The organism is Niallia sp. M35, assembly GCF_050971705.1.
GTDB classification, from domain to species: domain Bacteria; phylum Bacillota; class Bacilli; order Bacillales; family Cytobacillaceae; genus Niallia; species Niallia circulans_A.
In genome coordinates this window covers 22,865-35,370 of the sequence record NZ_JBPCEP010000012.1, presented here as the reverse complement: position 1 = coordinate 35,370, position 12,506 = coordinate 22,865, and the positions used below count along the sequence as shown (strand labels likewise).

Here is a 12,506-nt window from a genome sequence, read left to right as displayed (position 1 = left end):
TATAGCAAATTATCAAAAGGAGAATGTGCATGCATTATTTATTTGCATTACTAGCTTTAACACTGAATCCATTTATATGGAAAAGTCATTTTCATAAAAAAAGATTTCTTGTCTTTCAAATTAGTCGCTTGTTCACTGGGATTCTTATCATATTTTGTCTTGATTATTTTCAACTAATTGATCATTCTTTGCAGGCTCTCTTTAAATTCGGCTCTATTTTTCTTGCCTTTTTCTTACTCTTAGACTTACTATTTGGAAAGGTAAAGGGATACAGAATAACTGGAATTTTATTCCTGTATTTTGTCTTATTTAGCCTATATGTCCAATTTATTTATCCTTTAACGATTACAGGAGATAAATATCAGTTTGTTCAGGAAAAAGCAACCGTTATTGATAAAGAAGCTGTTTCCACAAATGAAAAGCATATTGTTGTTGTTCCTGAAAGCTACGCACGCTATCGAAGTGAGAAAAAACTTGGAGAGGTTTCTCATCCTTCCTATTACGATTTAGGAACCTCTACCTTGCAAAAGATTAATGATCATCTGTATTGGGTAACACCGATTGAATATACTGGCTTCTTCAAATGGATCAAAGGAGACGACGTGCCTGGTTTTATTAAAATGAGTGCAGAGGATGAAAATGAGGATGCCATTTTGGTTAAATCATCCATGAAATATGTACCTTCTGCATTCTTCCAAGAAGACTTAAAAAGATTAGTAAGAAGTAAGCATAAAGATACAATTTTACTTGAAGCCAGCTTTGAGCCAGACGATAATGATAAACCATATTATGTCGTACCATATGGTCAGTATAATAAATTCCGCGAGATAGTAGATATTAAAGGAATATATATTATTGACCCTGCCACTGGGAAAATAGAGGATTATGGAATGGACAATATACCTGATTTTATTGATCATGTCATTCCTACAAGTGTGGCGGAAGATTGGAATGAATGGTATGGTAAATATATTCACGGCTTCTGGAATACACTATTTGCAAAAGAAGATATGAAACTACCAACTGCTTGGGAAGATATGAATGAAGTAAATGGTGTTTTTAATGAAGATTTACAACTGCATTGGTTTACCGACTTCACACGCCCAAAATCAGATAGTGGAAGTATGGTCGGCTATTCGATGCTTAATGCTCGTACTGGGGCTCTTACCTTCTACACAGAGGCAAATGGATCTTTAAATGGAAAATCCGCCATAAATGTTGCAGAGAAAACCTTCCGCGCTCAAAAATACGAGGCTGGTACTCCGCTACTCTATACGATTTATGGTCAGTTCACATGGGTTGTTCCGCTCATGGACAGCAATCATGTATTAAGAGAAATTATGTTAATCAACGCCAAGGATGAAAAAGTTTATAGTTATCATACAGAAAAAACAAAGCTGTTTAATGATTATAAATATGCGCTTGTCACCTTGTTAAAGAATGATAAAACAGTTCCTAACAATATCGCGGACAAAAAAACAATCACTGGCACTGTCGACTATGTATATAAAGCAGAAGTAGAAAATAGCACGATTGTTAAATTTATGTTAGAAGGAAATAAAACCATTTTCCAAGTTTCGTCAAATGATTTCCCTTATAGTATTTTCCTAGAAAAAGGGATGCAGCTAACCGTAGATTATGTGGATACAGAAGAAATGATCGTTACGGTTGAAAAATTAAAAATTAGCAATCAAGAATTAAATAATTAAAAGTCTTTCCTATGCAAATACCTTAAAAGACTGGAATTTAACAAAAAAATAGTATCTATTGTTTATAATATAGGGAGAAGGGAACAAACTTCTCCCTCTTTCTGCATAGAATAAAAAAGGAGAACAAAGATAGTGTTTTAAACTAGTAAATTTCATTTATAGGAAAGGAGTAATGTATTTGCTTATTCTACTATTAGCTTCCTACTTAATTGGTTCTTTTCCGACCGCCTTAATTATTGGTAAAGTTTTTTACGGCATTGATATTCGGAAACATGGAAGCAATAATCCAGGAGCGACTAATTCGATTCGCGTATTAGGCAAAAAAGCCGGAATTGCTGTTCTTCTACTCGATGTTGGAAAAGGAGCACTCGCGGCAAGTCTGCCCTACTTACTAATGGTAGATGTTAATCCCTTATATACTGGATTGATAGCTGTTGTTGGTCATTGTTTTCCAATCTTTGCAGGTTTTCGCGGCGGAAAGGCAATTGCTACAACTGCTGGCACCTTACTCGTTGCTAATCCTGCTCTATTTTTGATTTCCTATTTCGCTTTCTTTGCTATTATAATTATTACAAAATATGTGTTTCTTGGTAGTATTTCTGTTGGAATAACCATCTTCTTATATGCGCTATTTTCACCCGATATCCAGCATGACTGGCTCTTTTTCTTGTTTTTATTACTATTAATCTTTTTACATCGCTCTAATATTATAAATTTTATTCATCACAAAGAACCTAAAGTAAACGATAAAAACGTAAAAAAGGATCGAATTAACCCGAAGAAGATTGTCTAATCCCCTTCTTTGGACAAGCTTTTTAAGAAATTGTTGATTATGAACTTTTCCTGGGAAATACTGTCGAATGGTTGGAAATCAAATCAGGGAGTTGCTCTTTGGAGAGCAGCTCCTTTATTTTTGTAGTTTTTTGGTGGTAGGGAGTGCTTGCTGGGATGAGGTGGTTTGGTTGATATTCCTCTGTTTGGCTGATTTCCTCCCCGCTTTGGCTGATTCTCTCCTCACTTTGGCTGCTTCCCTCCTCACTTTGGCTGCTTCCCTCCCCGCTTTGGCTGATTCCCTCCCCGCTTTGGCTGATTTCCTCCTCACTTTGGCTGATTCCCTCCCCGCTTTGGCTGATTCCCTCCTCACTTTGGCTGATTTCCTCCCCGCTTTGGCTGATTTCCTCCCCGCTTTGGCTGATTTCCTCCCCGCTTTGGCTGATTCCCCACTCACTTTGGCTGATTTCCTCCCCGCTTTGGCTGATTTCCTCCCCGCTTTGGCTGATTCCCTCCTCGCTCAAATGCCATTTATATCAGCCACTATCGAAATTCACTTAATTCCACTTAATAAAGCTATTTTTTCCATACTATCCTCCTTTCTCCATAAAAAAAGCTGCCAACAAAGAACATTTGCTGGCAGCTAAAGAGATAAATCTTCTTATTATCTTTTATTCATTTCCTGAACTAATAACTTGTTGACCATTTGTGGATTTGCTTGGCCTTTTGTTGCTTTCATTAATTGCCCAACAAGGAAACCAATTGCTTTTTGTTTTCCGTTTTTAAAGTCTTCTATGGATTGCGGATTATTATCTAACACTTCACCAATAATTTTCAGTAATGCACCTTCGTCAGAGATTTGCACTAGCCCCTTCTCTTTTACAATGGCTTCCGCATCGCCGCCGTTTTCAATCAGTTCTTTAAAAACTTGTTTCGCAATCTTACTGGAGATTGTCCCATTTTCAATCAGCTTAATCATGCCAGCAAGGTTTTCTGGAGTAAGCTTTACTTCAGCCAACTCCTTTTGTTCGGCATTTAAATAAGCAGAGACATCTCCCATTACCCAGTTAGAAGCTAACTTTGGCTCGGCTCCATTTGACACAGTACCTTCAAAGAAGTCAGCCATTTCCTTCGTAACGGTTAATACTTTTGCATCGTACTCTGGTAAGCCCCATTCTTCCATATAGCGCTTTTGTCTTGCATCTGGCAACTCTGGAATTTCCGCACGGATTCTTGCCTTCCAGTCTTCATCAATATATAAATCTGGTAAATCCGGCTCAGGGAAGTAGCGATAATCATCAGAACCTTCTTTTACACGCATTAACAATGTCGTACTTGTTGCCTCATCAAAGCGGCGTGTTTCCTGATTAATAACACCACCGGAAGAAACAACTTCTCTTTGACGTTGCTCTTCGTATTCTAATCCTTTGCGGACAAAGTTAAAGGAGTTTAAGTTTTTCAGCTCTGTCTTTGTTCCAAATTCCGCTTGTCCTACTGGACGAATGGAAATGTTGGCATCACAGCGCAAAGAACCTTCTTCCATTTTACAGTCAGATACACCTGTGTATTGAATGATGGATTTCAATTTTTCTAAATATGCGTATGCTTCATTAGGTGTACGAATATCTGGCTCAGAAACGATTTCAATTAATGGCGTTCCTTGACGGTTGAAGTCCACTAACGAATATCCTTTCTCATGATTCAATTTCCCAGCATCCTCTTCTAAATGAACACGAGTAATGCCAATTCTTTTTTTATAGCCATCGACTTCAATTTCAATCCATCCATGTTCACCAATAGGCTTATCAAATTGAGAGATTTGGTAAGCTTTCGGATTGTCCGGATAAAAATAGTTTTTACGGTCAAATTTCGTTTCTGTAGCTATTTCACAATTTAATGCCAGAGAAGCTTTCATGCCATATTCTACAGCCTTTTTATTTAAAACAGGCAGTACACCCGGATATCCTAAATCTACTACTGTTGTGTTTGTATTTGGTGCAGCGCCAAAATGGTTAGGACTTGCGGAAAATATTTTTGATTGTGTTTTTAACTCTACATGGACTTCTAGCCCAATGACTGTTTCAAATTCCATTTTTTTCACCCCTTACAGCGTTGGTTTTTGTTTATGATAGTCTGTAGCCTGTTCAAACGCATACGCTACTTTATAAACAGATGCTTCATCAAAGTGTTTTCCGATAATTTGTAAACCAAGCGGTAAACCGTTAGAGAATCCACAAGGAACAGAAATACCTGGAACTCCAGCAAGGTTCACTGGAATTGTTAAAATATCATTTGCATACATAGTTAAAGGATCATCTACCTTTTCTCCCAATTTAAAGGCAGGAGTCGGTGTAGTTGGACCAACAATTACATCATATTTTTCAAAAACATCTTCAAAGTCTTTTTTAATAAGAGTACGTACCTTTTGTGCTTTTTTATAATAAGCGTCATAGTAGCCAGAGCTTAAAGCAAAAGTACCAAGCATAATTCTACGCTTCACTTCATCTCCGAACCCTTCAGCACGAGAACGTTTGTATAGATCGATTAACGTTTCCGCATTATCCGCACGATATCCATAACGAACTCCATCAAAACGAGATAGGTTTGCTGATGCTTCTGAAGAAGATAGTAAATAGTAAGTTGCCAGGGCATATTTACTATGTGGCAGGGATACTTCTTCCCATGTTGCCCCTAATTTTTCCAATACTTTCAAAGCATCTAGAACTGATTGGCGCACAACTTCGCTAACACCCTCTGCTAGATACTCTTTCGGCACAGCTATTTTCATGCCCTTAATATCTCCAGTAAGCCCCTTTGTAAAATCAGGAACCTCTACATTTGCCGACGTAGAATCCATTGGATCTACTCCAGAAATAGCATTAAGTAAGAAAGCATTATCTTCTACCGTACGTGTAATTGGGCCGATTTGATCCAATGAGGAGGCAAATGCTACTAAGCCAAAACGAGAAATTCTTCCATATGTAGGTTTTAAGCCGACCACTCCGCAAAATGCTGCTGGTTGACGAATAGAACCACCAGTATCTGATCCAAGAGAAAATAATACCTCCCCTGCTGCTACAGATGCTGCTGATCCACCTGATGATCCACCAGGAACGGTCTCAAGATTCCAAGGGTTTTTCGTCTTTTGATAATAGGAATTCTCAGTTGAAGAACCCATAGCAAATTCATCCATATTAAGTTTTCCAATTGTTATTGCTCCTGCTGCTTGCAGCTTGTCTATAACTGTAGCATTATAAATCGGCTGGAAATTTTCTAAGATTCTGCTTGAACAGGTTGTTCTTAAATTCTTCGTAACAATATTATCTTTGATACCAATTGGCATTCCGAATAAGCTGCCTGAATGTTCCCCGTTCACTAATTTACTATCTAATTCACTAGCTTTAGATAAAGCATTTTCTTCATCTAATGTTAAAAATGCTTGTACTTTCTCATCTACATCTTTTATACGACTATACGATTCCTTTACTAAATCCGATACAGATATCTCTTTTTTATGTAATAGTTCTTGTAAATCTGTCATTTTTTGATCAAAAAGACTCATGTAGTTTCCCCTCCTTACTCCATAATAGATGGAACTTTAATTTGCCCATCTTGATGATCTGGTGCGTTACGTAAAACTTCCTCAACAGGCAGACCTTTTGTTGGTACATCTTCACGCAACACATTTTTCATATCTAAAACGTGGGAAGTTGGCTCGATCCCCTCTGTGTCTAGCTCATTTAGTTCTTCTGCAAAAGAAATAATAGCATCTAATTGCTTTTGAAAAAGCTCTGCTTCCTCTTCTGATATTTCAAGTCTAGCAAGATTGGCAACATGTTTTACTTCTTCCTTTGTTATTCTTGACATTATGTATGTCACCTCCATCATTATACGTACAACACAATAATCTGATAATAGCAAACAAATCAATAGGAAAGCAACCGAAAGAAGGAATATATCTTGTCAGAAGGCGATTTCTACAAAAAATAATGTCTTTCCACTACCATTAACCTAATTGAATTTCCATTAGCTATTTCCAAAATAAAAAATCTTTACATTTAATCAGTATCATTTCTCTTATTATACCATCTTGTCTAAGATGATTGTCCCTTCCTTTAAATACAAAAAAAGAAGAGCAGTTTTCTCTTCTTTTTTTATGGTGTATTTTCCTCATCAGAAGTAAGGAGTGGCTCATACATCATTATTGCATGGTTTTCTGTAATATACTCTTCTTCCAATAATACTCCTCTCCTGTTATACTTTTTCCGATAAATTTGGTTATGGCGGATATAACCTCCGAAATAAGCGGGGGTTATTTGGTGTGCCTTTTCAAATACATCATAACGATATAAACTTGGCGATGCTCCTCTCCATTCTCCTTTCAAATGAGAATCTGTCACTTCGAGGCATAGTTGAAAAGAGGTATCTGTTTCATTCTTAATTTGCAGGTCTAAATAATTGTAGGAACAGGTGCTCCACTTCCGAACGGCTGTGTTCTGTTAGAATCCGGAAAAACATCATAACTATGCCGATGTCTTTCCACTACGGTTAACGGGGTATGCAAGGCCATCCAATAAATAAGATTAGACAACTGACATAGTCCCCCGCCAACGCCCGTCCGATAACTTCCTGCAAAAAGAACCATGCCATCAACGTAACCTTTTTTATATGTCGGCCTTCCAATTGTTCTCCAATAGGAAAAGGTTTCTCCTGGTTCTAGTACGATCTGATTTATTTTTGAAACAGCTATTTTCAAATTAACAATTTTATTATATTGCAGTTTCATATCTACATCTTTTAGTTCTCTTAAGAGCATTGTTTTATGGGTAAAATAAGAATGGGGTAATAAAGCGGTTTGTTTTTTCATCGCATATTGTTTTCTTGCTATGATCCATTGGGCATATCTTTTGGTTATATAGTATTTCTTTCCGACATAAAGGCGCAAGGCTGATCTTTTTTTTGGTCTTAACGCTGTGATATCCATATTCACTCTCCATTTTTTCCCTTTTCCTACTTTATTTCGCTAATTACTTATAAACTCCTTCTTTTTCAGGTTATTCTCTGCAAATAGATAGGAAAAGGAAGCAAAATCCGCTACAATAGTTTATATTTAGAAGAAGACTAAAAAGCTAGGTGACAAAAATGAATGAATTAGATGCATTAAAATTAGAAAATCAACTTTGTTTTCTTTTATATGCAAGTTCTCGTGAATTGACGAAAAAATATAAACCATTGTTGGAAGAGCTCGATGTAACGTATCCACAGTACTTAGTACTTTTACTACTTTGGGAGCATAAAAGCCTTAGTGTAAAGGAAATGGGACATCATTTATATCTTGATTCGGGTACATTAACACCGATGCTAAAAAGAATGGAACAGCAACAACTACTAGAACGCAAACGTTCCCTTGAAGATGAGCGCTCGGTACTAATTACATTAACGGAAAAAGGTGCTTCTTTACAACAAAAAGCTGAGTGTATTCCAACAGAGATCCTAAAACTTTTCGAAAAATCGGATAAGGAAATCAATGATTTAAAGCAATCCCTTCAATTGCTTTTGCAAAATTTAACGAAATAACATAAGGAAATATAAAAGAGAGAAGAAGAAATTTCAAATTCCTTCTTCTCTCTTTTACAAAATATTAAGCTGTAACAACTTCTAATTGTACCTCGATATTACCTCTTGTTGCTTTTGAGTACGGGCAGAAATTATGAGCTTTGTGTACTAAATTCTCTAGTACTGTCTTTTCAATTCCAGTTCCTTTTACAGATAACTTAACACTTAGTTTAAATCCTTGATCTGTTTCATCCTTTAATAAGCTGACACTAGCTGTTGTTTCAGATTCAAAATTAACTTTTTCTCTCTGTGCCATTAATTGTAGCGCCCCGTCAAAACATGCTGCATATCCTGCTGCAAATAATTGCTCTGGATTTGTCGCATCTTCCAATTCCTTCGCTCTTTGTGTACCTGGCATAGCTGTATCAAATTGAATAACATAATCTTCAGATTCTACTCTTCCTTCTCTTCCTCCAGTTGCTGTAACAGACGTTGTAAGAATTGTATCGCTCATGATTCATTCCTCCAATAAATTTTGTTTTCACAATTACATTGTACACAATATAATTGGACAACACAAATGTTTTTTACTTTCTTTCTTTTTTTATTTACCTATTTCAAGAGAAGTAAACATGCACGCAATGTTAATCCATAATAAAAAGCCCAAAAGATTTTCTTTTGGGCCATTTCTTATTTACTAAACCATTTTCCAATCGTCGTAAGCAATCCCTTTTTCTGATCTGTTTTTGAAGATTCCTCTGCAACTAAATCCGTTTTTGGCTCTCCGATATATATATCTTCTTTATTAATCGCATGATCATAAGCAATTAATAAACCAATATCACTGTCTGCCTCCTTATTGGTTACAATCGTGTATTCCATATGGGCTTCGTTAGCTTCCTTGATATACTTCGATAAGTACGAATAGTCTAGATGACCATTTAAATATAGCTTCGCACCCGGATTCTGTTTCATCGCATCTAATATTTCCTTATAGGGGGATGGTTCCATTACTTGTGATTGCTGTAATGCAATCACCACTCTTTCTCTTAAGGTACTGAGAAATTTTCTTCGTTCTTCTGGCTTTGTTTCCTTCGCCCCATACATCCCCTTTTGCATATAATCATCTAAGTTAGGGTTTGATGACATACTCACAACTCCTTTAAATAGATTCCTCTTTCCATACTATACTCTAATCCGCTAGTAAAAAACCTTGTACCTTTTTGAACTTTTTTTGTCATCATACAAAAAAAAGAGTGACAAGCATCATTCATTCCACTCGTTTAAGGGAAGCATGATGCTGAACACTCTCCATCATTATTGATAAATATGAATATACGGCTCTTCTGCATCTACATCACGAACAATTAATGCTTCTGGTCCATAAACAGATGTAATGCTAACCTGTACAGAAGAAGAATTATTTGGAGGGAAATGCTCCATCACCTTTCCTGCGACAAATTGTGTGAAGCCGAGCGCTTCTGCTTCTCCATAAAATTGAATCGGAATCTCGATACTTAAATTCTGCATTTTATCATTCACGTAGAAAGCTCTTCCGACCACACCATTAAAGTTAGGAAAATATTTCTCGATATCTTGCTTGAAATAAGAAAATGCATCTACTTCTGATTTATATTTTGTATCAGAGCTTGGGAATAATACATATTTTTCGTTAATACTTTCCCAATCACCAATACTATTACTGTTTCCTGCAATCTTTGCGTAAGCGAAGAAGTTTCCAGGTACAACTGAAGAGCTTTCCTTTTGCTCAAAAAGAGAGATAATAATCGGAACCTGTCCAAGACCTTCGACTCCTCTTATTCTTTTGACTACTTCTGCTGCAATTTTCTTTCCTTCTTTTTCAAGCTTTGTTCGATCAATTTTAAGCTCCTTAGCCGCGCCCTTTTCTTCATAGGTGTATACAGAATTCATTGCTAAACCAATGGAAATTCCCCCAAGCTTTAAGCTCTTATCATCCGTTTTCACCAAATAATCATGCTCCAGTATATGAGCTAAATAAACAGGTACTTTACCCTTGTCCTTGCCTGCTGGGTTTAGCCCATCAGGATTCTTTTCTGACTTTCTGCCCAGCCAGCTGGTGATTAAATCTTTATCTAAATACTGACCTTCTTGAAAAAAATATTCTTCAGGGTCATAGGCATTTTGTGCAATTCTCATTAAGCCTGTTTCAAATTCAGCAATATCATAACGAGTATTTAAATTGTTTACTACTAATCCTCTTGCTTCAGATGGCTTAAATGGAACCACTACCTTATAATAATCATCAGAGATTTTATAGTTCGGCAGAATAGCTGTTTCCGTCGTATTACTATCTACATCCTCTGTCTTTACTTTTTCTTCTTTATTAAAGTTTGGTGCACAAGCTGATAGAACCAATACTAGTACCAACACCATCAATACGTGTTTCTTCATTCGTTAAACACACCTTTATTCTTCAATTCTGCCATAAGTCTTTCCTCATCCCAAACTTCAATGCCTAGCTGTTCCGCTTTTGTCAGTTTACTTCCTGCCTCTTCCCCTGCAATCACTAAATCTGTTTTCTTTGAAACACTTCCTGTTATTTTACCACCTAATAATTCAATTTGTTCTTTTGCTTCATTACGAGAAAGCTGCTCTAGCTTTCCTGTTAATACAATTGTTTTGCCAGAAAAGACTGAATCACTCTCTTCTACTGCTATTGGTAATGGACCGGTATATTCCATATTAACACCATATGTTTTAAGCTCAGTAATTAATTCAATTACTTCTTCTTGTTCGAAAAAAGTAACGATCGAATCAGCCATTTTTTCACCAATTTCGTTAATAGCTGTTAAATCCTCTTTAGTGGCTACCATAAGCTGGTCCATTGTTTTAAATTCCATCGCAATTGTTTTGGCCGCCTTGGCCCCTACATGTCGAATTCCTAAACCAAATAATAACCTTTCAAGGGAGTTTTGCTTTGATGCTTCAATTGCTTCTAATAAATTATGAACAGATTTTTCGCCCATTCTTTCTAATTGAATTAATTGGTCGAATTGTAAAGTGTATAAATCAGCAACATCTTCGATTAGTTTTTCGGAAAATAATTGGCTGATTACTCGCTCACCTAGTCCGTCTATATTCATTGCATTTCGAGAAACAAAATGAATCAAGCCTTCCCTAATTTGTGCTGGGCATTTTGGATTAATACATCGTAAGGCCACTTCCCCTTCGATACGAACAAGTTCACTCTCGCATTCAGGACAATGAGTTGGCATCAGAAATTCTTCTTCTTCACCAGTTCTTTTTTCTACTAAAACATTTACTACTTCTGGAATAATGTCTCCAGCCTTTTTTATTACGACCATATCGCCAAGCTTAATATCTTTTTCTCTTATTAAGTCTTCATTATGCAAGGAAGCTCTTTTCACTGTTGTACCCGCAACCTTTACTGGCTCAAGTACAGCAGTAGGTGTAATCACACCTGTTCTTCCAACATTTAGTTCGATGCTTAGAAGCTTCGTCATTACTTCTTCAGCTGGAAACTTATATGCTATCGCCCATCTTGGACTTTTCACGGTTGTTCCAAGCTGTTCTTGATGTACTAAATTATCTACCTTTATCACAATACCATCTATTTCGTATGGCAAGTGAGGGCGTTTTTCCTGCCAGCCTTCAATATAATGTAAAACATCTTCGATGGTTACACATCTTTTTCTTTCTTTATTCGTCTTAAAGCCAAGAGTATCTAATAAATCAAGGCCTTCGCTATGAGATTGAATACCAGTCTGCCCAGCGTCTCCAATCGCATAGAGAAAAATATCTAAATTTCGAGAAGCCGCAATGCGAGGATCTAATTGACGTAACGAGCCTGCTGCAGCATTCCGTGGATTTGCAAATGGCTCTTCTCCATTTTCATCTTTCGCTTTATTCAGTGCCTCAAACGACTTTTTTGGCATGAATGCTTCTCCACGGACTTCTAAACTCACCGCCTGATTTAATCGGAGCGGAATGGAGCGAATTGTTTTGAGATTCGCTGTAATATCTTCTCCAGTGGTTCCGTCTCCTCGTGTAGCTCCTTGCTCAAATAAACCATTCTCATATCGAAGAGAAACAGCAAGCCCATCTATCTTTAATTCACAAACATATGAAAAATCATCACCGATAACTGCACGAACCTTCCGATCAAAATCACGTAAATCCGCCTCATTAAATGCATTTCCTAAGCTCAACATCGGCTTTTGATGCTGAACCTTTGAGAACATATCCAATACTTCTCCTCCGATTCTCTGGGATGGAGAATCATTGGTTTTTAAGCTTGGGAATTTTTCCTCCAACTGGATTAATTCATTTAATAATGCGTCATATTCCGAATCAGGAACAGAAGGATTATCCAGAACATAATATTCATATCCATATTGATTTAATAAATTATGCAGCTCTTTTACTCGCTTCTCTGCAAGGTTTTGTTCCATATATCCGTTTCCTTTC

General features: G+C 36.8%; 11 protein-coding genes and 1 pseudogene. 3 read left to right on the top strand and 9 right to left on the bottom strand.

Annotation, left to right across the window (positions count from 1 at the left end; genetic code table 11):
* The first annotated feature begins 29 nt into the window (after positions 1-29).
* Positions 30-1,709, top strand: a complete 1,680-nt coding sequence (locus tag NiCM35_RS17250; protein ID WP_433780272.1) for a hypothetical protein — start codon at positions 30-32, stop codon at positions 1,707-1,709.
* Between the two features lie 172 nt (positions 1,710-1,881).
* On the top strand, positions 1,882-2,502 hold the full coding sequence (gene plsY / locus NiCM35_RS17245; RefSeq protein ID WP_164463757.1) for a glycerol-3-phosphate 1-O-acyltransferase PlsY: 621 nt from the start codon (positions 1,882-1,884) through the stop codon (positions 2,500-2,502).
* A 37-nt stretch (positions 2,503-2,539) separates the two neighbouring features.
* On the opposite strand, the gene NiCM35_RS17240 is transcribed toward plsY, so the two are convergent.
* From NiCM35_RS17240 to NiCM35_RS17220, 5 genes and pseudogenes are all read right to left on the bottom strand, one after another.
* Positions 2,540-3,004, bottom strand: a complete 465-nt coding sequence (locus NiCM35_RS17240; RefSeq protein ID WP_433780270.1) for a hypothetical protein — start codon at positions 3,002-3,004, stop codon at positions 2,540-2,542.
* Positions 3,005-3,144: 140 nt separating this feature from the next.
* Positions 3,145-4,572 (bottom strand): Asp-tRNA(Asn)/Glu-tRNA(Gln) amidotransferase subunit GatB, encoded by a 1,428-nt coding sequence (gene gatB / locus NiCM35_RS17235; RefSeq protein ID WP_433780268.1) that lies wholly within the window; start codon positions 4,570-4,572, stop codon positions 3,145-3,147.
* Between the two features lie 12 nt (positions 4,573-4,584).
* Positions 4,585-6,042, bottom strand: coding sequence for an Asp-tRNA(Asn)/Glu-tRNA(Gln) amidotransferase subunit GatA (gatA, locus tag NiCM35_RS17230; protein WP_371472085.1), 1,458 nt, complete (start codon positions 6,040-6,042; stop codon positions 4,585-4,587).
* A 14-nt stretch (positions 6,043-6,056) separates the two neighbouring features.
* A complete protein-coding gene (gene gatC, locus NiCM35_RS17225) occupies positions 6,057-6,347 on the bottom strand; it encodes an Asp-tRNA(Asn)/Glu-tRNA(Gln) amidotransferase subunit GatC (RefSeq protein WP_095333415.1) in 291 nt (96 codons plus the stop codon).
* 287 nt (positions 6,348-6,634) lie between these two features.
* Positions 6,635-7,464, bottom strand: a pseudogene (locus NiCM35_RS17220) (VanW family protein).
* A 158-nt stretch (positions 7,465-7,622) separates the two neighbouring features.
* Here NiCM35_RS17220 and NiCM35_RS17215 point away from each other — a divergent pair.
* The gene (locus tag NiCM35_RS17215; protein WP_095333420.1) at positions 7,623-8,057 is read left to right on the top strand and encodes a MarR family winged helix-turn-helix transcriptional regulator; all 435 of its coding nucleotides are present in this window, start codon (positions 7,623-7,625) and stop codon (positions 8,055-8,057) included.
* 64 nt (positions 8,058-8,121) lie between these two features.
* Here NiCM35_RS17215 and NiCM35_RS17210 read toward each other — a convergent pair whose 3' ends face one another.
* The 4 genes from NiCM35_RS17210 to ligA all read right to left on the bottom strand — a co-directional run bounded on the left by NiCM35_RS17210 (position 8,122) and on the right by ligA (position 12,490).
* Positions 8,122-8,550, bottom strand: coding sequence for an organic hydroperoxide resistance protein (locus tag NiCM35_RS17210; RefSeq protein ID WP_047945001.1), 429 nt, complete (start codon positions 8,548-8,550; stop codon positions 8,122-8,124).
* Positions 8,551-8,726: 176 nt separating this feature from the next.
* The gene (locus NiCM35_RS17205; protein WP_095333422.1) at positions 8,727-9,185 is read right to left on the bottom strand and encodes a YueI family protein; all 459 of its coding nucleotides are present in this window, start codon (positions 9,183-9,185) and stop codon (positions 8,727-8,729) included.
* 168 nt (positions 9,186-9,353) lie between these two features.
* Positions 9,354-10,469, bottom strand: coding sequence for a CamS family sex pheromone protein (locus NiCM35_RS17200; RefSeq protein WP_095333424.1), 1,116 nt, complete (start codon positions 10,467-10,469; stop codon positions 9,354-9,356).
* Positions 10,466-12,490: an NAD-dependent DNA ligase LigA gene (gene ligA / locus NiCM35_RS17195; RefSeq protein WP_433780264.1), complete on the bottom strand. Its 2,025-nt coding sequence runs from the start codon at positions 12,488-12,490 to the stop codon at positions 10,466-10,468. The genes NiCM35_RS17200 and ligA overlap by 4 nt, the downstream gene beginning before the upstream one ends.
* Positions 12,491-12,506 lie beyond the last annotated feature (16 nt).